This window comes from Streptomyces sp. NPDC057939 (assembly GCF_042887545.1).
Classification (GTDB): domain Bacteria; phylum Actinomycetota; class Actinomycetes; order Streptomycetales; family Streptomycetaceae; genus Streptomyces.
This window is the reverse complement of record NZ_JBHVPG010000023.1, coordinates 96,277-118,473: the sequence shown is the minus strand read 5'-3', so window position 1 is coordinate 118,473 and position 22,197 is coordinate 96,277. Positions and strand designations below refer to the sequence as shown.

General features: G+C 74.9%; 14 protein-coding genes. 5 read left to right on the top strand and 9 right to left on the bottom strand.

Annotated features, from left to right (window positions below; translation table 11 throughout):
- Positions 1-46: 46 nt before the first annotated feature.
- The 6 genes from ACFVS6_RS24250 to ACFVS6_RS24225 are packed head-to-tail and all read right to left on the bottom strand — an operon-like array spanning position 47 to position 15,548.
- Positions 47-1,123: a class I SAM-dependent methyltransferase gene (locus tag ACFVS6_RS24250; RefSeq protein WP_389706813.1), complete on the bottom strand. Its 1,077-nt coding sequence runs from the start codon at positions 1,121-1,123 to the stop codon at positions 47-49.
- Entirely contained in the window at positions 1,120-2,337 is a 1,218-nt protein-coding gene (locus ACFVS6_RS24245) for a nucleotide disphospho-sugar-binding domain-containing protein (RefSeq protein ID WP_389706811.1), read from the bottom strand. Before ACFVS6_RS24245 ends, ACFVS6_RS24250 begins: the two co-directional genes overlap by 4 nt.
- Positions 2,334-3,173 (bottom strand): alpha/beta fold hydrolase, encoded by an 840-nt coding sequence (locus tag ACFVS6_RS24240; protein ID WP_389706809.1) that lies wholly within the window; start codon positions 3,171-3,173, stop codon positions 2,334-2,336. The genes ACFVS6_RS24245 and ACFVS6_RS24240 overlap by 4 nt, the downstream gene beginning before the upstream one ends.
- A gap of 3 nt (positions 3,174-3,176) precedes the next feature.
- On the bottom strand, positions 3,177-3,545 hold the full coding sequence (locus ACFVS6_RS24235) for an acyl carrier protein (RefSeq protein WP_389706807.1): 369 nt from the start codon (positions 3,543-3,545) through the stop codon (positions 3,177-3,179).
- Positions 3,542-8,377, bottom strand: a complete 4,836-nt coding sequence (locus ACFVS6_RS24230) for a beta-ketoacyl synthase N-terminal-like domain-containing protein (protein ID WP_389706805.1) — start codon at positions 8,375-8,377, stop codon at positions 3,542-3,544. The genes ACFVS6_RS24235 and ACFVS6_RS24230 overlap by 4 nt, the downstream gene beginning before the upstream one ends.
- 1 nt (position 8,378) lies before the next feature.
- Positions 8,379-15,548, bottom strand: coding sequence for an SDR family oxidoreductase (locus ACFVS6_RS24225; protein ID WP_389706803.1), 7,170 nt, complete (start codon positions 15,546-15,548; stop codon positions 8,379-8,381).
- A gap of 498 nt (positions 15,549-16,046) precedes the next feature.
- Between ACFVS6_RS24225 and ACFVS6_RS24220 the strand changes: the two genes are divergently transcribed.
- Positions 16,047-16,277, top strand: coding sequence for an I78 family peptidase inhibitor (locus ACFVS6_RS24220; protein WP_389706801.1), 231 nt, complete (start codon positions 16,047-16,049; stop codon positions 16,275-16,277).
- 36 nt (positions 16,278-16,313) lie between these two features.
- Here ACFVS6_RS24220 and ACFVS6_RS24215 read toward each other — a convergent pair whose 3' ends face one another.
- Positions 16,314-17,192, bottom strand: coding sequence for an endonuclease/exonuclease/phosphatase family protein (locus ACFVS6_RS24215; protein ID WP_389706800.1), 879 nt, complete (start codon positions 17,190-17,192; stop codon positions 16,314-16,316).
- 350 nt (positions 17,193-17,542) lie between these two features.
- On the opposite strand from ACFVS6_RS24215, the gene ACFVS6_RS24210 reads away from it, so the two are divergent.
- The 3 genes from ACFVS6_RS24210 to ACFVS6_RS24200 all read left to right on the top strand — a co-directional run bounded on the left by ACFVS6_RS24210 (position 17,543) and on the right by ACFVS6_RS24200 (position 19,130).
- Positions 17,543-17,824, top strand: coding sequence for a hypothetical protein (locus ACFVS6_RS24210; RefSeq protein WP_389706798.1), 282 nt, complete (start codon positions 17,543-17,545; stop codon positions 17,822-17,824).
- A 93-nt stretch (positions 17,825-17,917) separates the two neighbouring features.
- Complete coding sequence (locus tag ACFVS6_RS24205) at positions 17,918-18,292, top strand: hypothetical protein (RefSeq protein ID WP_389706796.1); 375 nt, start codon at positions 17,918-17,920, stop codon at positions 18,290-18,292.
- 13 nt (positions 18,293-18,305) lie between these two features.
- On the top strand, positions 18,306-19,130 hold the full coding sequence (locus ACFVS6_RS24200) for a hypothetical protein (RefSeq protein WP_389706794.1): 825 nt from the start codon (positions 18,306-18,308) through the stop codon (positions 19,128-19,130).
- A 15-nt stretch (positions 19,131-19,145) separates the two neighbouring features.
- Here the strand turns inward: ACFVS6_RS24200 and ACFVS6_RS24195 are convergent, their stop codons facing one another.
- Positions 19,146-20,021 carry an EamA family transporter gene (locus ACFVS6_RS24195; RefSeq protein WP_389706792.1) on the bottom strand — a complete coding sequence of 292 codons (876 nt, stop codon included), beginning with the start codon at positions 20,019-20,021 and terminating at the stop codon, positions 19,146-19,148.
- A 90-nt stretch (positions 20,022-20,111) separates the two neighbouring features.
- On the opposite strand from ACFVS6_RS24195, the gene ACFVS6_RS24190 reads away from it, so the two are divergent.
- Entirely contained in the window at positions 20,112-20,960 is an 849-nt protein-coding gene (locus tag ACFVS6_RS24190) for a MurR/RpiR family transcriptional regulator (protein WP_389706790.1), read from the top strand.
- A gap of 197 nt (positions 20,961-21,157) precedes the next feature.
- On the opposite strand, the gene ACFVS6_RS24185 is transcribed toward ACFVS6_RS24190, so the two are convergent.
- Positions 21,158-21,937: a hypothetical protein gene (locus ACFVS6_RS24185; RefSeq protein WP_389706788.1), complete on the bottom strand. Its 780-nt coding sequence runs from the start codon at positions 21,935-21,937 to the stop codon at positions 21,158-21,160.
- Between the last annotated feature and the right edge of the window lie 260 nt (positions 21,938-22,197).

Here is a 22,197-nt window from a genome sequence, read left to right as displayed (position 1 = left end):
CAATGACCGACGGCGCCGGGACGACGCCCGACGCCCCCGGACGTTGCTACTCCTCGCGTCTGGCGATCAGTCGGTACGCGTTCGTCAGCCGAAGCCGGCCCGCCAGCGGTCCCGCCGCCAGCCGGTCCAGGGCGGTCGCCGCCAACAGCAGTGGAACGCCGGCGAGGAGCACCGCGGTACGCAGAGACCGGTGCCAGGCCCCGGGCGGCGATGACAGCCACGGCAGGTCCTCGCGCGGGGCGACCGAGTCCAACGCCACCCACGCGGCGGCCACCAGGTCGACCGGGTCGTGCGGCTCGACGTGTTCCTCGGCCAGGACCGTGAAACCGGTCTCCGCCAGCCGCAGGCGCAGGTTGGCCACCGGCGCGAGGTGCAGGTGCTGCGGCTGGAGCCAGGGCAGCCACCAACGGCCCAGCAGGCGCGCGAACCGGCTCTCGGGATCCGGCACGTCGATCACCAGCAGCCCGCCCGGCCGCAACACGGTGCGGGCGGCGTCCAGTTCGCGCTGGGGGACGTCGCAGTGCTCCAGGTAGTGGAACATGCTCACCACGTCGTACGAGCCGGGCAGCCGGTCGGCCAGATCGGGGAACGACCCCCGGCGCCCCACGCGCACCCGCCCCGCCCGCTCCGCGAGCTCCGCGCCGTCGGAGCGGTCGAGCCCGTCGAAGACCACCGCGGGGAGCTCCTCGCGGGCGCTCTCGCAGAAGTGGCCGTGGCCGGTACCGACGTCCAGCCACTCGGCGGGTCCCGCCAGGTGCGGTCGGACGGACCGTGCCCGGGACCGGTAGGACCCGGTGCGCCCGCCGAACACCCCGCCGAGTCGTTCCTCGCCGAGGCCGTCGTAGAAGTCGCGGTAGTAGAAGGCGAGCCCGCGTTCGTTCAGCCGCGGGTTCTGGAAGAGGTGTCCGCAGTCGTGGCAGCGGTCGAGGGCGAAGTCGCCCGGCTTGTGCTGGAACAGGTCGGTGGTGCGCAGGTGTCCGCCGAGCCGGGCCGAGCCGCACCAGGGGCACCGATGGGCGCGCGGCGCGAAGAACACGTCCGTGCCCTCTGCCAGTTCCGCGCGGTAGGCGGCGCGCAGTGCGGCCACCCTGAGGGTACGGGCCTTGCGGGATGCGGAGCTCATGTCTCGTCCTTCCGGCCGTCGGCCAGTCGTTCCAGGTGACGGGCGGCCGCCGGGGCGCCGCCCGCGCCGCGGAAGGCCCGCGAGACCGTACGGGCCGCCGCGCGGGGGCGCGGGTCCCGCAGGACGGTGTCGACGGCCGCTCCGATCGTTTCGGCCCCGGCCCGCGCGAAGCGGATCCGTACGCCCGCCCCGGCGTCGGCCACCTGACCGGCCACCACGGGCTGGTCGTCGCGGATGGGCGCGACCACCAGCGGGACGCCGTGCCACAGGGCCTCGCACACGGTGTTGTGCCCCGCGTGGCAGACGACGGCGTCGGCGCGGGCGAGCAACTCCAACTGGGGGACCACGGGCAGGGCGATGACGTCCCGGTCCGCGGGACCGGCTCCCGGACCCGGCCCGCCGGCGAGCGTGCCCTCCGGGTCCACGACCACGGCCTGCACCCGGTCGGCCCGGGCCCGCAGGGCCTGCGCCGCCCGGTCCAGGAAGCGCGCCCCCGCGTCGGTGTTGGCGGTCCCCAGCGTGACCAGGACCAGGGAGCGTCCCGGATCGAGCCGTTCCCAGGGGAAGGGGGCCGAGGGGCGTGCCGTCAGCGACGGTCCGACCCAGCGCACCCGGTCACCGCCCCGTACGACCGGACCCGCCAGCTCCGGCGTGCTGAACGCGAGGACGAGGTGCGGGGAGAAACGAGGGTCGCCGCTCCCCGCGGGATCGCCGATCCGGGCGCGCAGATCACGCAGCAGGGCCTCGTTCCAGGCGGCGACCCGGGGCATGGCCGCCAGGACGTCCGTGAACTCGGCCGAGGTCGTCGCCGAGGTGGCCCACGGCAGCCGCAGGTCCTCGGCGACGAGAGCCCCGGCCAGTGCCTGCTGGTCGGCGACGACCACGTCCGGCCGGAAGGCGTCGACGGCCTGCCTCACCCCGGGCGCCATCGCCTCGGCGAGCGGTACGAGGAAGCGCTCCCACAGGAACCGCAGTGCCTCGGGCCCCCGGATCTCCGCGGGCCGGGCGGCGGCCGGCTCCCCCTCCGGGCCCCGACCCGCACCGGGCGGCGGGCAGGGATGTACGACCGCGTCCGGTCCCGCGAGACGGCGTACGAGGGCGGGCTCACCCGCCCACGCCACCCGATGGCCCCGGGAGACGAGCGCGGCGGCCACCCCAACGGCCGGGTTGATGTGACCGACCAGCGGCGGCACCACGAACAGGAAGCGGCTCACCGGGCACGCACCCGGGGGCCCACGGTCGGCCGGGAATGCCGGCCGACCCAGTCCAGGACGAGGTCGCGGACCCGGCCGGGCGCCTCCACCAGGACCGAATGCCGGTGGCCGGGCAGCAACTCCGTCGCGCAGTGCGGGAGCAACGACCGCATGCGGGGGGCCTGGGCCGCCAGATCGGAGTCGGCGCCGTAGACGGCGAGCACCGGGCAGTCGATCGCGCGGATGTCGTCGTCGCCCAGCACCGCGCTCGCCGGGATGTCCCGGGCGAGGGTGGTGTCCCGCACGAGCCGTCCGGCGGACTTCGCCAACCGGGCGGTGTGGCCGCCGTGGTGGGTGGCGATCCAGTCGAGCGCCGCGTCCTCGTTGACGTCCATCTCGTGGCGGACCCGCTCCAGCAGCCCGGCGAGCTTGACCGCCCAGGACGCGGTGGCCGGCTCCGACTCGATGACCACCATGCCGGCGACCCGCTCCGGCCGGCGCAGTGCCAGGCCGAACGCGACCGTGCCGCCGTACGAGTTGCCCACCAGGTGCACCGGGGTCCGTACGTCGAGCCGGTCCAGGAGGGCGTCCAGGTCGTCGACGAACGCCCCGAGCGTGTAACCCCGTTCCGGCCGACCGCTGCGGCCGTGGCCCCGGTGGTCGTACATGATGACGTCCAGGCCGGCCGCCGCGAAGGCCGGGGCGACGGTGAAGTAGTAGCTGGCCAGGCTGTCCGTGAGCAGCCCGTGGAGCAGTACGACGGTGGCGTCCGCCTCCCGGACCGCGCCCGGGGCGTCCGGCCGGGCGGGCAGGCGCTGCACGTGCAGCCGGACGTCACCGGTGTCGACGATGGCCATCGGTCAGTCCCGTCCCGCGGCCTTCAGGCACAGGCAGACGTACTCGACGAGCCGGCCCACGCTGAGTTCGATGATCTCCTCCAGCTCCATGGAGGCCACGAACTCGGCGAAGTTGACCAGGCGGCCGTAGCGGTCCTCCAGCAGGCCCGCGAGGGTGACCAGGTCGATGCTCTCCAGTTCGAGGTCGCGGCCGAACCTGGTCTCCATCGCGATCTCGGTGTCGTCGAGACCGTATTCCCCGAGGACCTGCTCGATCATCGCCGTCAGATCGGCGAGGACCGACGCCTCGTCCGCCCGCACGGGGTCGGCATGGGCATGGGCGGCGTGCGCGGAGTCCGTGGGCACGGAGCCGCCGGGCCGGGTGGTGGTCACGTCTGGTTCCCTTCGTTGCGGATGGTGCCCGCTTCGGGCCGGTCCGGGTCCGGGCCGGACGTCCAGGCCACGACGTACGAGCGCGGCGGCAGTCCGGGTGGATTCGCGACCCGCTCGCAATCCACCCGGTACGTGCGGATGGCCGGGTACGGGCCGGCGGGTGCGTCCGGCGGGCGCACGATCACGGTCAGCCGGTCGGCCCGTGCCGCCGTCACCTCGAAGTCGCGGGGCCGGCCGCCCAGGCCGGTGCCCTCCGCCTTGGCGACGGCCTCCTTCGCGGCCCAGAAGCGGGTGAACCACACCGCCGGCGACTCCTCGTCGGTGACCGGCAGGGAGGCCAGCAGCACCCGTTCGGTCGGCGAGAGCGCGGTGGCGACGGTCGCCCCGGCCGGCTCGACGATCTCCTCGATGTCGATGCCGGGGCGACCCCGGCGGCCCCGGGCCGCCGAGCCGTGCACGTCACCCCGGTCACCGGGTCCGGCGTCGGCGCCGTCGTCCGCGCGCCCCGGGCGGAGCCGGGCGATGGCCACACCGGCCTCGGCGCGGTGCGCGATCGACACCTCCAGCGGCGGCAGCTCCCGGCCGTGGCGCCCGGTGACGTAGGGCCGGCCCGATGCCTCGTTGCGGACGAGGAGCTCGGCCGGGTAGACGGGCCCCTCGCCACCCTCCCAGAGCAGATGACGCACCGCGTCCTTGGCCGCGATCCTGCCCAGCAACCACTGGCGGCGACCCCGCGGCGGCCGCTCGGCGTACGCCGAACGTTCCGGGCCGCCCAGCGCGTTGCGCATGATCAGCTCCCGGGAGGCCAGGTCGGGCCAGCGCTCGTACACCAGGGACCAGCCGCCGGGGCGGGCGGCGGAGAGGGTGTTGAGGTCCGGGAACCGCTCGACGGGCCGGGTGGTGGGGTCGTTGTCGAAGCGGCGGTCCTGCCAGCCGGAGAGCCTCGCCCACACCCGGCCGGCGACGGTGAGCACCGCGTCCGCTTCGAGCGCCGCGTCCGTGAGGGACACGATCCGGATCACGCACTCCACCGGTGTGCCGGGCTCCGGATGCGGGCCGAAGAAGCTCATGCGCCGCATCCGGACCGGGAAGACCACCGTGCGGTCGGTGTGCGTCGCCATGATCCAGTAGCCGAGCACCTGCCCCACGTTGTCCAGCAGCGCGCCGGGCGCCGACGGGGTGGTCAACGTGGCGCGCACGTGCCGGTCGCCGATCGCGGACAGCCGGGTCATGCCCCGGTACGCCGGGCCGTGGAACATCCACCGCTCGCGGTAGACCTGCTCCGCGGTGTGCGCGGGCGCGCGCTCGGAGCCGGGGTCGGGAGGCTCCGGAGCGGAGGGCGGCTGGGGGTGCCGGTCGGCGAGCTCCACCACCGCGCGGGCGTCCGGGCCGAACGACACCGCGACCCGGTCCGGCCCCCGCGGCGTCACGGTCACGGGCACGTCCACTGGTTCGGCGGCCGTGAGCCACCGGTCGAAGCACGCCTCGTGCACCGCGACGGCCACGCGACCCGGTGCGGAGCGCTCGGCCGCCGCCATCAGGTGCGCGACGATGGTGGTGGCGGGCACCACGGGCCACCGGTCGGCGACGTCGGGCCAGCCCGCGCGCTGAGGGAAGAAGCAGTGGTCGAGCAGGTACGGCATCCGGTCCACCCCGACCCGTACGTTCTCGTGCCGCACGGCGGCGGAACCGTCGACCGGCGGCCCGGCCGGCGGCCCGGCGGCCCCCGCGCGGCGGGGCGAGGGCCGGGTGGTGCGGGCGGGTTCCGGTACCGGCGTGGCCGGAGGGCGCCGCACACCGGGCGGGTGGGCCGTGCCCGCCGCGGCGATCAGGGTCGCGGCGGTCTGCGCGGTCTCGCGGAGCAGGGCCGTCAGTTCGGCCGCCATCGGCGAGGCGGACGCGGCCGGGGCGAGGGCGGCCGCCGGATCGCGGGACAACGCGGTCACGAGCAGGGGATCCGCCGGCAGGTCCACCAGCGCACCGCCCAGGTCGAGGCGCACGCCCCGCCGGGCGGTTGCCGCGGAGGGCGCGGGACCGGCCGTGGCCGGCGGAGACCCGGGGGCGGGCAGCGGTCCGGCGGGGCCGACCGGCCCGGAACCGTCCAGCACCCGGGGGTCGGTCGGCGCCCCGGCGGTCCACAGCGCGGTCGCCACCCGGCGGAGTTGCGCCAGGCCGGTGCGGTGCGGGGAGTTGGCGGCGACGACCAGGTGGTCGCGTCCGGCCAGGGTGTCACCGACGAGCGAGCCGAGCTGCCCGGGACCGGCCTGTACGAAGGCGCGGAAGCCGGCCCCGTACAGGGCCTCGGTCAGGGCGCGGAAGCGGACCGGTTCGAGGAGGTGGCGGACGAACAGGGCCCGGACGGCGGCCTCCTCCGACGGGAAGGGGGCCGCCGTGGTCCCCGACCAGACGGGGACGTGCGGGGCCCGCAGCCGCATCCGTTCGGCGGCCTCCCTGAAGGGCCCCAGCCACGGCTCGAACATCGGGGTGTGGAAACCGGACCGGAACGGCAGGACGCGCACGAGGATCCCCTCGGCGCGCGATTCCGTCGCGAACGCCTCCACGGCGTCCGGCGGCCCGCACACCATCGACTGGTTCGGGGCGTTGTCGTGGGAGAGGACGACCGACGGGTGTCCACCACCGGCCAGGACCCGGGCCACCCGGTCCGCGTGCGTGCCCACGGCGGCGTACGCGAGGTCCGCGGCCCGAACCGCCTCCGGGTCCAGGGCCGCCATGAAGGCGTCCACGGCCGCTTCCTCGTACACCCCGCCGACGGCCATCGCGGTCCATTCGCCGACGCTGTGCCCGGCGACGGCATCGGGCACGACTCCGATGCGCCGCAGCGCCGTGTCGAGCAGCCTCCCGACGGCGACGACACCGAGCCCGTGCCGGCCGAGTCCGTTGCGGACCGGACCGCGGGGGCTGTCCCCGGTCTCTGCGGGGCCGCCCCCGGACTCCGGCGCGCGACCGTCGGCGTACGGCCCGGTAAGGGGCGGCCGGGGCAGCCCGAAGTGGTCGGCGACGTCGTCGACCCGCGGCGCGAACTCCCCCTCCAGACCCGGGAAGAGGAACGCCGTACGGCCCCCCGCCGCGCCGCCGAGGAGCGGACGCGGGCTGAAGAAGACGTCGTTGCGTCCTTGCCACGCCTCGCCCTTGGCGACCACCCGGCGGGCCAGCGCGAGCCGTTTGGGCGTGGGGCCGACGATGCCCAGCCGTACGGGCCCGTCGGAGCCCGGGGTCGGCGCCGGGTCGGGGGAGTCGAGCAGAACCCCCAGGGCCTCGACCGTCGCCGCGCCCAGCAGCAGCACCCGTTCGTCCTCCCTGACCACCGCCCGGCGGGCGACCGGGGCGGCGGGCGCCGACGCGGGGGAGCCGCCGCCGGCGTGGGCGCCGGGCGCCTGTTCGAGGACGACGTGCGCGTTGATCCCCCCGAAGCCGAACGCGTTCACGGCGGCGCGGCGCGGTCGCCCGGACGGGCTCTCCCAGGGAGCCGCCTCGGCCAGCGGGCGGAAACGGGTGCCGGCCAGCGCCGGATGCGGGTCCTCACAGTGCAGGGTGGGCAACAGGATGCCGTGGTGCACGGCGAGCGCGGCCTTGACCAGACCCGCGACCCCGGCCGCGGGCATGGCGTGCCCGATCATCGACTTCACCGAACCGATCACCGCCCGGTCCGCCGGATCCGCCCCCGACGACGGCTCCGGCCCGAAAACGTCCCTGAGCGTCGCCAGTTCGGCGGCGTCACCGGCCGGAGTGGCCGTACCGTGCGCCTCCAGCAGCCCGAGGGAGCCACGCTCGGCGGGATCGAGCCCCGCTGCCCGCCACGCGGCCCGCACCGCCCGGCTCTGCCCGGCGGGGTCGGGATTGACCAACCCGGAGGCGCGACCGTCGCTGCTGACGCCGGTGCCCCGGATCACGGCGTACACGCGGTCGCCGTCGCGCTCCGCGTCGGCGAGGCGCTTGAGCACCACCACGCCGGTCCCCTCACCGATGAGGATGCCGTCGGCGCCCTTGTGGAAGGGCCGGATGCGCTCGCTGGGGGAGAGCGCGCGCAACTGTGAGAAGACGCTCCACAACGTGATGTCGTGGCAGTGGTGCACACCCCCGGCCAGCATCACGTCGCACCGCCCGGAGGCGAGCGCGGACACCGCCTGGTCCACGGCGAGCAGCGACGAGGCGCAGGCGGCGTCGACGGTGTAGGCCGGCCCCCGCAGGTCGAGCCGGTTCGCGACCCGGGACGCGGCCAGGTTGGGCACCAGACCGATGGCGTCCTCCGGCCGGTCGGGACCGAGCCGGTCGGTGAACGCCGCCCGCACCCGCTCCAGTTGCTCCGCGTCCAGACCGGGCACGAGATCGCCGAGCGTCCGTACCAGCTGGCGCGCCGTCCGCACGCGCTGGTCGAGCCGGACCAGCCCCGGCGTGAGGTAGCCGCCGCGCCCGAGCACGATCCCGACCCGGTCGCGGTCGGGCAGCCGCTCGACGCCGCCCGCGTCCGCGAGGGCGCTCGCCGCGACGTGCAGGGCGATCAGCTGGTCCGGCTCGGTGCCGGGCACCGAGTGCGGCATGATCCCGAACCGGGTGACGTCGACCTCCGCGACGGCGTCGACGAAGCCGCCCCGCCGGCAGTACACCCGGTCGGCCGCGGCCGGTTCCGAGGCACTGCCGGGGTGGTAGTAGTCGCGATCCCAACGCCCCGCCGGCACCTCGCCGATCACGTCGACGCCGGCGGCGAGGTTGTGCCAGTACGTCGCCAGGTCGGGCGCGCCGGGCAGGAGCACCGCCATGCCCGTGATGGCGACGGGGGCGTGGGCCGCGCCCCCGTGGGAGGGAAGGGCCATCTCACCACTCCGAGGCGGTGTGGACGACCGAGCGGACCGTCTCCTCGCCCCAGGCGAGCTCCCGCAACAGGGCCAGGGCGCCCTCCTCGGGGTCGATGAGGGTGATCCCGCGCTGCGCGTAGTGCCGGGCAAGCTCGGGCCCGACCATGCCGGCGTGGTCCGCGGAAGGAGCCCAGGGTCCCCAGTGGACGGTCAGCGCGCGCCCTCCGGTCCGTGCGGCCCACGCGGAACCGATCGCCTCCAGGGCGTCGTTGGCCGCCGCGTAGTCCGACTGCCCCCGGTTTCCGAGCACCGCGGCGATGCTGCCGAACAGCACGGCGAAGGACGGCGGTCGGGGCAACTGCTCCAGGGCGGCGAGCAACGCCGAGGCGCTCTCCGTCTTGGTGCCGTAGACCTGACCGAACGAGGCGACGGACTTCTCCTCCATCAGCCGGTCCTCGATGATCCCGGCGGCGTGCACCACCCCGTCGACGCGACCGTGTTCGGCGTGGATCTCCTTGACCGCCTGGAGTACGGCGGGTGCCTCCCGGCAGTCCACCCTGCGGTAGCGGGCCCGGCTGCCAGCGGCGTTCAGCGCGTCCAACGTCGCGGTCACCTCGCGCCGGGCCAGGACCAGGTCGGCGGCGCGGTCGATCTCGGCGGGAGTGCCGTAGCGGCCGGTACCCGCGAGCACGGCCCGCAGGGCCGCCCGGTCGACGGCGCCGGAGGTCTCCGGGTCCTCGGGTCCGTCCGGCACCGGGGTGCGGCCCAGGAGTTCGATCCGGCACCGTGAGGCGGTCGCGAGCGCGACCGCGCAGCGCGCGGTGATCCCCCGCGCGCCGCCGACGAGGACCACGACGCTCTCCCGGTCCAGGCCCAGCGCCGCCACCTCCGCGGCGCCCTCACCGGCCGGTCCCGCTCCCGTGCTGCCCAGCGCCCCGAGCGGCGCCTCGGTCAGCTCCGTCGTGAACCGCCCGGCAGGGGTGCGCAGCACCACGGGTACGGCGTCGTCCGCGAGGAGCTCGGCCACCAGCGCGTCCGCCGCGCGGGCCGGGGACCCGGCGCCGCCGAGGTCGAGCCCGACCGAGCGCACGCCCACGGCCGGGTACTCCCGGGCGGCGGACCGCAACAGCCCGTCCACTCCCGCGGCCCGGATCCCGGCCGCCTCGTGGGCGAGGAGCAGCCGGCGGGGTCCGCCGCGCAGGACGTCCCGTACGAGGGGGAAACCCGCCGGCAGGAACGGAGCGCCGTCCTCCCCGAGGGCCGTGAGGACGACGACGCCGGCCACTGGCCCGTCGTCCCCGCTCGGGGCGTGGTCGGCCGCGAACGCGACCGGCTCGGCGCCGAGCCCCGTCAGGCGTGCGGACAGTTCGGCCGCGACCCCGCGGAAGACCCCGCTGCCGTCGCCGACGAGGGCGTACCGCGCACCGGCGAGTCCGACCGGTTCGGGACCCCGCGGGTCGGGCAGCGGTACCGGCGACATCCGGAAGCGCCGGGGGGCGGCGGCGCGTGGCGGCTCGCCGGGTGCGTCGTGCACCGCGGACGCGGAGACGGAGACGGGTTCGGGTTCGGGTGAGGACGCGGTGGTGGGTTCGGCTGCGGTTGCGCCGCCCTCGCCGTCCGAGGGGCCGGAGACGCGGGTGACCAGCCAGTGCGCGATCGCCGAGGCGGTCCGGGCCCGGGTGAGCTCCTCCAGCTCGGTGTCGTCCAGGGAGAGCGCGGCGGAGCCGTCGAAGGCGCCCAGGCGCCGAGCCAGCTCACCGGCGATCTCGGCGCGCTTGATGGAGTCGACGCTGAGGTCCGCCTCCAGGTCGAGGTCGGGCTCCACCATGTCCAGGGGGTAGCCGGTGCGCTCGCTGATGAGCTCCAGCACCGTGCGCAGCACCCCCGCTTCGGTGAGGTCCCCCGGAGCCTCCGGGGCTCCGGCGACCACCGCCGCGACGGCCGGCGGGGCCACGGCACCGCCCGCGGCGGCAGGCTCGGGGTACGCCTCGACGTACGCCCCGGGGGCGGCCGGGAGCTGCGGCAGCTCCCGCGCCGGCGCCGGCGGCCCCGTTCTCCCCAGGGGGTGTCCCGGCTCCGGGGCGGTGCCGAAGTAGGCCAGCAGGACGTCGCGTTGCGCGGCGATCATGTCCCGGCTGGTGCGGAGGAACTCCGCGACGAGGGCGTCGGCGGAACCGGTCGGCGGCTGACCGGGATTCGTTGTCACGGGGATCTCCTCGACTCGTCGGGCGGGCGCGAGGGCGCCGGGGAGCGTCTCGCCGGCGGCGGTGCGTACGAGGTGTCCGTCCACCGTCCAACCGGCGCGGCGCGGCGCCGGTGTCCGGTCGATGTCGACGGCGTCGCGGCCCCGGAACATCCAGTCCGTCACCACGGGCAGTCCGGCGACGGCGAGCCGGGCGAGCGCGTCGAGCAGGTCCGGTAGACCACTGCCGGGCCGGGGCTCGCAGGCGACGACCCGGTGCGGGCGGTCGCCCAGGATGTCGGCGACGAGCCGGGTCAGCACCCGGCCGGGCCCCACCTCGACGAAGGTGCGCGCACCGGCCTCGTACATGGCCTCGATCTGGGCCACGAAGCGCACGGGTGAACCGATCTGGGCGGCGAGTTCGTCGCGCACGGAGTCGGCGCGGGACTCGTACGGGCGGGCGGTCCGGTTCGCCCAGACCGGGAACTCCGGCTCCCGGAGCGCCTGTTGTGCGAGGACCTGACGGAAGGCGGGGCCGGCGGCCGCGACCAGCGGACTGTGGAACGCGCACGCGACCGGCAGCCTCTTGGCACCGAGACCGGCGTCGCGCAGCGTTCTCAGCGCCGCGTCGACGGCGGCGGTCGGGCCGGAGAGGACGCTCTGCCGGGGGGCGTTGTGGTTCGCGAGGACCAGCCCCTGCGGCAGCCGCCGGCCGAGGACCCGCTCGACCTCCTCGGGCGTGGCCGCGACGGCGGCCATGGTGCCGGGATCGTCACCGGTCGCGCCGAGTACGGCGGCCGCCCGTGCGGCGCTGAGACCGGGCAGGGCGTCGGTGTCGATGACGCCCGCCGCGCACAGGGCGACGAGTTCTCCGTAGCTGTGACCGGCGGCCAGGTCGGGGCGGACCCCGGCGCGGGTGAGGACGTCGTACGCGGCGAGTTCGACGATGCCCAGGGCCGGCTGGGCCGCCCGGGTGTCGGTCAGGGCCCGTCGGTCGCGCTCCCGTCCGGAGTCGTCGAACGCGGCGGGCGGGTGGAGGGCCGCGGGGACGTGGGCGCCACCGCGGGTGTTCAGCAGTCGGCCGAGTTCCGGGAAGGTGGTGAACAGGTGCGCGGACATGCCCGGACGTTGGCTGCCCTGTCCGGGGAACAGGAACGCCGTGAGGCCGGGGCCGCCGTCATCCGCCGGCTCCGCGAGGTGGACCTCCGGCGCCGGACCTCCGGCGGCGGCCGCGGGAAGGCGCGCCGCCTCCGGGGCGGGGGTGGCATCGGGCGGAAGGTCGTCGAGGGCGGTGTGGGCGTCGAGCGCTTCGAGGACGTGTCCGAGCCGCCGGCGCAGGTCGGCGGGGTCGTGCGCGACGAACGCGGCGCGCACGGGCCCCTGGGCGCGGGCTGCGCGGTGCGAGGCCGTGACGGCCAGGTCGCGCAGCCGCCACGGCGTCGCCCCCGACTCGGCCCCGGCGGCCAGGTCGAGCAGCTCGGCGGCGGCTCGGCGGGCCGCCGCCGCGGTGGCGCCCCGGAAGGTGAACAGCTCCGCCGGCCAGTCGTCCCGGGAGTGGACCGGAGGCGGTCCGTCACCGCCGTGCGCGGCGAGCACGACGTGGAAGTTGGTGCCGCCGAAACCGAAGGCGCTCAACCCCGCGAGCCGCCGCTCGGGTGCGTCCGGCCACGGCAGCGCCTCCCGGTGGAAGACGAACGGGCTCTCGCCCTCCTTCCACGCGGACACCGGCTTCGCCAGGTGCAGGGTGGGCGGTCGGACGCCGGTGTGCAGGGCGAGCGCGGTCTTGATCAGCCCGGCCAGTCCCGCGGCGCACTTGGTGTGCCCGATCTGCGACTTCACCGATCCCAGCACGCACGCGCCGCTCGCCGCGCCCGCCTCGGAGAACACCTCGGTGAGCACGCCCAGTTCGGTGCGGTCACCCACCACGGTGCCGGTGCCGTGCGCCTCCACGAGGGAGACCTGCGCGGGCGAGACACCGGCGTTGCGGTAGGCGCGCTCCAGGGCGGCGCGCTGGCCCTCCGGACGCGGGGCGGTCAGCCCGAGGGAACGGCCGTCGCTGGAACTGCCGACCCCCTTGATCACGCCGTACACGCGGTCGCCGTCGCGCTCGGCGTCCGCGAGGCGCTTGAGGACGACGCAGGCGACGCCCTCCCCGAGGACGATGCCGTCCGCGCCGGCGTCGAAGGGGCGCGACCGGCCGGTGGGGGAGAGGGCGTGCACGGAGGTGAACAGGGCGTAGTCGTTGATGCCGTTGTGCAGGTCGGCGCCCCCGCACAGCATCAGGTCGCTGGTCCCCAGCACCAACTCCTTGCAGGCGGCGTCGACGGCGGCCAGGGAGGAGGCGCAGGCCGCGTCGACCGTGTAGTTGGCGCCGCGCAGGTCGAGGCGGTTGGCGACCCGCCCGGAGATGACGTTGGCCAGCATGCCGGGGAAGGTGTCCTCGGTGAACCGCGGCAACTGGTCGTCCAGTTCGGCGGGGACGTGCCCGTAGTAGGAGGGGAGCACCGCCCGCAGGGTGGTGGCGTTGGACAGGTCGCTGCCCGCCTCGGCACCGAAGACGACCCCCGTCCGCGTCCGGTCGAAGGCCCGGCCCTCCTCCCCGTACCCGGCGTCCTCCAGGGCGCGCCGGGCGGATTCGAGGGCCAGGAGCTGTACGGGCTCGATGTTGCCCAGTGAGGTCGGCGGGATGCCGTAGCGCAGCGGGTCGAAGGGGATCCGGGGCAGGAAACCGCCCCACTTCGAGGCGCTGGCGGCCCCGGGCTCGGGGGAGTGGTGCACGGCGGGGTCCCAGCGCTCCGGCGGCACCTCGGTGACGGCGTCCCGGCCGTCGAGGACGAGCGACCAGAAGGCGGCCAGGTCCGGAGCCTGCGGGAACATGCAGGCCATGCCGACGATCGCCACGTCCAGCGGTGCCGGTGCGGGCTCGGCGTCGGCGGCGTTCTCGGCGGGGTCCGCCCCGGGTACGCGGTCGCCGCGGAGGCCGGCGGTGCGCCGGTCGAGGAAGTCCACGGCGCCCTCGGTGACGGACGCGTGCAGAGCGGCGACGGTGGTGGTCGAGTTGCGCAGCACCGCCACCTCGCCGGCCATGAACATGCCCTCCGCGTACTGGCGGGACTCGTCCACGGTCTCCAGGGCCCCGGCGCCGGTGCGTTCGACACCCTTGCTGGCGATCCGCAACCGGCCGACGTTGAGCCGTTCCAGCCGCTCCCAGATCTCGCGCCCGGGAACGCCCTCGGCACGCAGCCCGGCCTCCACCTCGCGGAATCCGTCGCTGAACGGGCTGGGAACGCACCGGGTGGCGTGCCCGGGGGCGGTGCGCAGCAGCGCGGTCCGCTCCGCGGCGAGCACCTGCCGTTGGAAGAGGGGCCGTACCGCCCCGCACGCCACGGCTTCCTCGGTGAACAGGTAGGCGGTGCCCATCAGGACGCCCACCGCGCAGCCGCGGGCGGTCAGCGGGGCGGCGAGCGCGGCCACCATGGCCGCCGAGCGGGCGTCGTGGATCCCGCCCGCGAGGAACACCTCGATGCCCGCCGCGTCGTCCGTGCCCTGCTCCCGGTCGGGACCCGGCCGCCCTCCCGGGCCGTGCCCGCGGCCCTGGTTCTCGTCCATCCAGTCGCCCAACACGGTGAGTTGGGCCTCCCACAGCGGGAAGCTGTTGCGGGGCCCGACGTGGCCGCCGCACTCGGCGCCCTCGAAGACGAAGCGTCGGGCGCCCTGTTCCAGGTACTGGCGCAGCAGTCCCGGCGAGGGCACGTGCAGGAAGGCCTTGATGCCGTCGGCCTCCAGGGACCGCGCCTGTGAGGGCCGGCCGCCGGCGATGATCACGTGTGTGGGCCGGTGGGCGCGGACGGCCTCCAGCTGGGCGGTACGGGTTTCCTCGGGGGCGAAGCCGAGCACGCCGACCCCCCAGGGGCGGCCGGCCAACGCCGTCCCCGCCTCGGCGAGCAGGGCGCGGGCCCGGTCGCCGCCGGCGAGCGCCAGGGCCAGGAAGGGCAGGGCCCCGCCGTCGGCCACGGCCCGGGCGAAGTCGACGCCGTCGCTGACGCGGGTCATGGGGCCCTGCGCGATCGGCAGGCGGGTGCCCAGGGCGCGGCTCATGGCCGATCCGGGGAGCAGGACGCCGGTGGCGGGGTCCCCCTCCACGGCGGTCAGCACCGCTTCGGTGACGGCGCGGACGGCGTTCGCGGCGTCGCCGTAGCGGTCCGCGAAACGGGCCGCGAGGAAGGCGTCCTGGCCCACGGGCAGCAGTTGCCCGTCCGGGTCACGACCGCCGAGCAGGGCCGCCACCCGTGCCGGGTCGTCGGGAACCCCGTCCGTGGGCCCGGCGCCCAGGGCGCGGCGGTGCAGGAACCGGTGGCCCCCCATGACCGTGGTCTCGGAGCCGTCCATGCCCCGCAGTACGGCCGCGACGGATTCGGGGACCGCCGACTCGGCCAGCAGCGCGAGCTGGGTGTCGAGCACCACGCCCGCGGCCCCGCCCACCACGGCCGCGGCGGCCGTGCCCGGCGCCATGCCGCCGCAGGCCCACACCGGTGGACCGTCGGGGCCGACCATTTCGAGCAGTTGCTGGAGCAGGACGAAGGTGCCGAGCTCGCCGATCCGCCCCCCGCACTCCCCGCCACGGGCGATGAGGCCGTGGACGCCAGAGTCCAGGGCGGCCCGGGCCTCGTCCGCCCCGGTCACCTCGGCCAGGACGCGCACGCCGCGGGGCAGGATGCCGGGAGACCACGCGGAGCCGACGCCGAGGATCACGGTGTGGGGCGGGGCGCCGTCGCGGACGAGGTCGTCGAGGGGTAATCGGCACCGCGGACCGACGCGGATCCCGTGGCGGCCGGGCAGCCACCCGCGCAGGTCGGCCCACTCCTTCCGGGCGGCGCGGTCCCCGCTCCCGAGGTCCAGCACGCCGAGCCCCCCGCCGCGCGTCACGGCGGCCGCCAGCCGCGCGTCGGGCTCACCGAAAGGAGTCAATCCAATGACCAGGTCCAGGACGTGCTCTGCCGACGTCATAATTCTCCGAATGTGCGATGCATTACCCGGGGGGAAATTTCGGTCAAACGAAAGCGCCGAAGGAAGGCATGAGGTCGCGCGCGCCCGGAACGGGAATTCGGGCAGTTCGGTGGACGTAGCGAAAGTAGCGGCAAGTTACTGAGGGGTCAACGCTGCGGCCCTGATCCGCAGGGGGCTCCAGGGTGTCCGCGCGCCTTCGAAGGGTGGCCCATTCCTGATATCGGCGTTCCGGGCGTCATGCGTCGACGTGAATGAAAGGCGAGAATTCAACGGGCATCCGCATCGGTCGGGGCGCCGAAAGTACTGGTCAGTAGGGCTTTCGTCGGGCGGTTCCGGATCCCACCGGACCGGACACCTGTCCGATTTCGCGCCACTGCCGACCATCCTCCCCGGGCGTCCTCCGGCGCCGCCCCGCACCGCCCCGCACCGCCCCGCACCGCTCCGCACCGCTCCGCCGCCCGGGGAGTCGGCAGGGGACCGGCGGGGCAGGAGGGACCCATGACTCCTTCTTCCCTCCCCGAGACCCCCGACGACGACCCGACCCCCGACGACGACCCGACCCGCTACGTCGGGCTCGAAGCGGGGGAGGCCGAACAACGGGCCCGCCTACGGGGCTGGTCGACCCTGCGCCGACTGCCGCCGGGCGCGATGATCACCCTGGAATACCTGGAGGGCCGCCTGAACTTCGAGGTCGAGGAGGGCAGGGTGCGACGCGCCTGGAAGGGTTGATCCGACAGCGGGCTTCGAGCCGGCTTCGAGTCGGGTTCAGGTGACGTTCAGATCGGCGTGCACCAGGTGGTGGTCCGAGTACCGGCTGGGTTGCACGTGCTGCGCCCGTGGGGTGATGCCCCGCAGGAAGACGTAGTCGAACTTCATGTTCCAGTCGGTGGTCGGCCCGCAGCCCGCGCCGGGCGAGGGTCGGCACTGCGGGTCCGCGTCCGCGGCCAGGGCCCATGCCGGGCCGAGTTCGGAGGCTTCCGGCACGGCGTTGAAGTCCCCGAGGACGATGGCCCGGTCGTGCCGGGCGACCTCCGCGGCGAGTACGCCGACCTGGTCCGCCCGGACCGTCTCCTGCCGCCGTTGGGCGAGGTGGGTGTTGAGGACGCGGACGGATCGACCGCCCACGGTGGTGGTGACCGCCATGTACCCGCGGTCCTCGGATCCACCGTCGGGGTATTCCACTTGCCTGCTGTCCGTCATGGGCGCCGCCGAGAGGATGGCCTGGCCGAAGGCCCCCGGGCTCCACGGAAGCCCCCCGCAGCGGTTCCGGTTCCGGAGGACCATGCCGTACTCGACGTGGTAGTCGAGTCCGTAGAAGTTCCTCAGGTACTCACGGATCTTCTCCACGTCGCGCACGCACGCCTCTTGCAGGCCGATGACCTGGGGCGCGTACGTGGCGATCTCCGCGGCCCGGCCGAGGTTCTGCCCGACCCCACCACAGGGGTTGCAGATGTTCCACGTGGCGACCCGGTCGGGCACGATGTGCTGCACGGCGTGGGCCGGTAGCGGCCTGACGATGAGGGCACTGCTCGGTGCGCTGGGGCCCAGGAGCACCACGCAGAGCGCGGTCACGGCCCCCGCGAGCCACCACCGCAGGCCTGTTCCCCTCACCGTCGCCTCCTCGGGTACGGATGCGCACGGCATCACGGAGCATCTCCTGCACGAGGGTATGGGACGGGTCGCGGACGACGCGTCGCCCACCCGGCGCCGGCGGGCGCGCGCGAGCACCCGCCGAGGCGCGCACACGGAACTGAGCCGCCGTCACGACAACCCGTCGGCCCGCTTCCGCGTCTTCCGCGCAGAGCCGTCTCCGACCGACCGGGTGCGGAGCGAGGTCCTGGAGGAACACCATCGACACCAACACACCCGAGAGGTCCGGCGGGGTCGCGGGTCCCCGCCGCACGAGTGGGATCGGCAGGCTGCTGCTCGGCGCCGCGGCGGGGATCCTCCTGACCGCCGGTCTCCTGACGGTCCTCTGGTGGCCCCGGACCGAGGTGACGTACACCAGCGCCGCCCCCTCGAACGTGAAGTACGCCGACGAGGCACCGCACCACCTGGGGCTGGTGCACGAACACACCCTGTCCGGCCGGCACTCCTACAAGATGATCGTCGGAAGATATCCCGGGGCGTCGTACGGACACTGGTTGGACATCGACCCGGTCCTCGGCGCGAAGGGCGTCGAATCGACCACATGGACGGAGTCCGGGGTGCGCGTCCGCTTCCCCACCGGCCACGAGATCTTCGTCCCGGCCCGTTTCTTCCTCTTCGGCAGATAGTCCCGGGGCCCACCCCACTCCGCCTTTCCGACGGGCGTCGGGCAGTATGCGACACCGGCCAACCCACCCACTTCCCACTTCCGAGGACCATTCATGACGCGTTCGCTCGACGGCCTCACGTTCGCCCCCATCGCCGACCAGGAGCCCGGGCAGGTCGGTCTGCGGACCCTGTTCGAATACCACGAGGCGGACGGACGCATATGGGCCGAGTACGCCGGCGGGGACGTGGTGAAGGGCCACCTGGTCGGCACCCGGGCCGGCGACACCATCGACTTCCGTTACGTCCAACTCCGCACCGACGGCACGACCGCCTCCGGGCACTGCGTCTCCCTCATCACCGAGCTCGCCGACGGCCGCCTCCGCATGGAGGAGACGTGGACGTGGGAGTCCCGGCCGGGAAGCGGCACCAGCACGGTGGAACAGCTCCGACCCGCGGACGATCCGCGCCCGGACCGGGACAACACCTGACCGGGAGCCGCACGTGCCGCACGCGCTGCCCGTGGAGGCGACGGCCGATATCCTGAGGTCCTCGCTCGGGGCTCTCCTCACGAAGGGCAGCGCGATGAACGGGCAGACCAACCGGCGTCGGTGTCTCGTGCTCCTCGCGGCTCCGCTCCTCGCCTCCTCCGTCGCCCTCACCCCCGCCCTGGCGGCCCACGGCGGCACGGCGACGCAGCCGGGAGCCGCCCCCGCGGCACCCTCCTGCCAACTGCTGCCGGGTGGGAACGGCGGGCCGGCCGGTGACACGTCCTACAAGCTCCACCTCGGCGGGTTCCCCGCGAACCAGACGGTGCGCATCGAGGGGCCGAAGACGTCCGTGCAGGTCAAGGTCAACGCCAAGGGGGTCCTGGACCGACCGGGCCTGCGCCAGGGCGCGTACGGCGTGAGCTACAAGGTGGCCGGGTCCCAACAGGCCAAGCGCGTCACCTGCGCCACGGCCGCGGCCCAGAAACCGGGCGGCGGCAAGCAGGACGTACTGGTCACCAAGGTCGAGGTGGTCGTCCTGACGCCCGCCGGTACCGTCATCGACTGCGCCAAGCCGACCACCGCCGAGTTCGACGGCAAGATCACGGCCACCGGCACCGGAAAGGTCCGCTACTACTGGACCTTCGCCTCCAGTTCCACCCCGGTCTCGCCCGGCTCCGTCGACTTCAAGCCCCCCACCACCGGCCACGCCCTGCTGCACGTCGTGGAGGTCCCGCCACAGCCGAACGCCTCGACGGTGAGCACCTTCGTCACCTTGCACCTACCGGACCAGAACCAGAGCGCACGCAGCGCACAGGTGACCTTCACCTGCGCGAAGTGACCCGTCGGACGGGCGCTACTGACCGGTGAGCTGGAGCACGGCTATGCCCGCGAGGACGGTGGCGGCGGCGGTGACGCGTCGGTGACCGAGCCGTTCGCGGAAGACGAACGCGCCGATCAGGGCGCCGAAGACGATGCTGGTCTCCCGTAGCGCGGCGATGGTGGACAGGTCGCCGCGGGACTGCGCCCACACGACGAGCCCGTACGCCAGGAGGGAGAGCAGCCCGCCGACCAGGCCGCGACCGCACAGCGGCCGCAGCGCGGTGAACAGCGCGGGCCCCCGGCGGGCCAGGGCGATCAACGGGAGGACGAGTCCCTGGCACAGGAAGAGCCAGGCGATGTATCCGAAGACGCTGCCGGAGACGCGGACGCCGCTGCCGTCCACGAGGGTGTACGAGGCGATCATCACCCCCGTCCCGACGGCGGCCGCGAGCGCGGGGAACTGGGCGCGGCCCGGAAGGCCGTCGGCCAGCGCGAGCCCGGCCAGGCCGCAGGAGATCACCGCGATGCCGACGGCCTGTCCGACCGGCAGGGAGTGGCCGAGCAGGGTCGTGGAGACCAGGGCCACCACGACGGGAGAGGTGCCCCGGGCGGTCGGGTACATCTGACCGAAGTCGCCGAGTTGGTAGGCCCGTAGGAGCAGCAGTTGGTAGGCGACCTGCAGGGCGGCGGAGGCCGCGATGTACGGCCAGGCCGCCGGGGCGGGCGGCGGGGCGAAACAGACGAGGACGGCGCCGGATCCGGCGGAGGCGAGGCTGATCAGGGTGAACCCGGCCAGCTTGTCGCGCAGGCCGTGGGTGAGGCCGTTCCAGGTGGCGTGCAGCACCGCCGAGGCGAGGACGACGACTGGCACGGCGGCCGAGCCCGTCAAGAAGGGCAGGTTCCCGGGCACGTGTGCTCCCCACGGTGGTCCTACGGAGTGACATGACTCCGAGGAGTCATGGAAGGGTTGTGGAACAGGATTCCCCACTACACTAGCCCCATGGAAATTCATTCCGCATCGGGGGACGGGCTCGCCGCACACATCCGCTCCCACCTGCCCGAGCTGCGCGAGACCGAGGCCAGGGTGGCGCGGGTCGTCCTGGACAAGGGCGCGGAGCTGGTGCACCTCAGCGTCAGCGACGTCGCGGCCCTCGCCGGCACCGCGCCCTCCACGGTCGTGCGGGCCTGCCAGCGGCTGGGGTTCCGCGGTTACCAGGAGCTGAAGATCAACGCCGCCCGGCAGGCACCCGCGCCGGAACCCTCCCGGGAGCGGGACCCGGCCGCCCGCGCCCTGGCCGACACCGTCCGCGCCGCCCAGGAGGCACTGAACGGGCTGGCGGCCACGGTGACGCCGGAGCGACTGAGCACGGCGGCCGGACTGGTCGACGCGGCCACCCGGGTGCTGGTGGTCGGCGCGGGACTGTCCGGCGCCGTCGCCCTGGACACCGCCTACCGGCTGCGCGCCCTGGGCTGCGTGGTCGACGCGCCGGCCGACCCGCTGACCGCACAACTGGCGGCGTCGCAGCTCACGGCCCCCGCCGTCTGCCTGGCCATCAGCCACACGGGCGCCACGCGCAGCACCGTGGACGCCGCCCGGCGCGCACGACGGGCCGGCGCCCAGGTGGTGGCCGTCACCAGCTACGCCCGCTCGCCCCTGAGCGGGACCAGCGACTGCACGCTCGTGGCGGGCGGACAGGACCTGGTGTTCGGCCTGGAGACCGTGGCGGGCCGACTGGCCCACCTCGCGGTGATCGACGCCCTCACGCTGACCCTGTTGGGGCTGCGCGGGGCGCCGGCCGAGGAGGCCCTGCGGCTGTCGGCCGACGTCACGGTCGACCACTCGTACTGACGGCCACCGGCCGGCAAGGCGCCGCCCGTCCCGCCCAGCGCGGGGCGACCGTCCTGAGCAGGACGAGTTCGCCGCCGGTGCAGTAACCCAGTTCGCCGTGCCGGGTGATCCTCGCGCGACACCCGGACTCCGCGCGCCACAGCACCCGTTCGTCGCGCACGTACAGGTACAGGTGACGCCCGTCCCGCCAGAACCCCTCACCGACCCGTACCGCGCCGGGCCCGAGGCCCGCCGGGCGCACCGGCCGGTCCGCCTCGTGCACGTCGCGGTCGCTCCGGCCGGGCGCGCACCACCGTCCGAGCCTCGATGTCGGGCAGCGGGCACTCGTCGGGGGACAGGCGGGTGAAGGGTCGCAGGGTGCCGAAGCAGGGGTCCAGCAGGTACGCTCCCCGCGCGTCCGGGACCACCAGGCGGAATCCGGCGTCCAGCGGCACGGTGCGGTCCCACCGGCATCCGGTGGCGGCGTCGCGCGCGACCTGGGGCTGGTCCCAGGTGACGTCCTGGCGCCGGCCCGCGTCGCCCGATCCGGAAGTGACGGCGCTCGCCATCACCGTGGCCCGGCAGTCGCCCTCGGTCGGCGCGGTCAGCACGAGCAGCCGGTCACCGCCCTGGACGGCCACCCGGTCGATCCGACCCTCGGGGAGCCGCAGCCCCTCCACCCGGTGCGGCTCCCCCGTGTCCGGGTCCACCCGGGCGATCCGCTCGCCCGCCACCAGGTACGTCTCGCACCGGTCGGTGCGGCGGAGGGCCGCGTCGCGTGCGCAGCCGTCCAGCACGGAGTGGGTCGTCGGCTCCGTACGCTCCCAACGTCGCTGCCCGGACCAGGCGTCCCAGCCCGTGAGCCGGCCTGCGTCCGGCCCGCAGAGGGCCTCCACGAGGCGCGAGTTCGAGCCCGCGCCGTCGCGGGACACGAGAACGCCCTCCGGCAGTTCGTGCCGCCAGGCGAGGGTCCCGGGATCGACGTCGACGCGTGCCACGTCCGTGGCCCCCTCGCGACCGGGACGAGGGACCACCGCACGCGCGGCGCCCCGTCACGCGCGCCGGGCGGTCCGTCCGCAACGGGCGGCAAACAACAAAGGCAAGGAGGGATACGCACTCCTTGCCACTCTCAAGTTATAGCGCGTAGGGGGGCTTGCGGCAAGGCCCCGGTGGTGAAGCAGAATCACCGGTCCAAGCCAATGTCAAGAGGCAGGAGGGGTCCGCCGTGCGCGCCGCCGGACGAGGAGTTCACCGAGCG

Excerpts from the sequence above, each read along its gene's own strand:
- ACFVS6_RS24250 (WP_389706813.1), bottom strand. The coding sequence starts at position 1,123 with ATGAGCTCCGCATCCCGCAAGGCCCGTACCCTCAGGGTGGCCGCACTG.
- ACFVS6_RS24240 (WP_389706809.1), bottom strand. The coding sequence starts at position 3,173 with ATGGCCATCGTCGACACCGGTGACGTCCGGCTGCACGTGCAGCGCCTG.
- ACFVS6_RS24230 (WP_389706805.1), bottom strand. The coding sequence starts at position 8,377 with ATGGCCCTTCCCTCCCACGGGGGCGCGGCCCACGCCCCCGTCGCCATC.
- ACFVS6_RS24225 (WP_389706803.1), bottom strand. The coding sequence starts at position 15,548 with ATGACGTCGGCAGAGCACGTCCTGGACCTGGTCATTGGATTGACTCCT.
- ACFVS6_RS24220 (WP_389706801.1), top strand. The coding sequence starts at position 16,047 with ATGACTCCTTCTTCCCTCCCCGAGACCCCCGACGACGACCCGACCCCC.
- ACFVS6_RS24215 (WP_389706800.1), bottom strand. The coding sequence starts at position 17,192 with ATGCCGTGCGCATCCGTACCCGAGGAGGCGACGGTGAGGGGAACAGGC.
- ACFVS6_RS24205 (WP_389706796.1), top strand. The coding sequence starts at position 17,918 with ATGACGCGTTCGCTCGACGGCCTCACGTTCGCCCCCATCGCCGACCAG.
- ACFVS6_RS24190 (WP_389706790.1), top strand. The coding sequence starts at position 20,112 with ATGGAAATTCATTCCGCATCGGGGGACGGGCTCGCCGCACACATCCGC.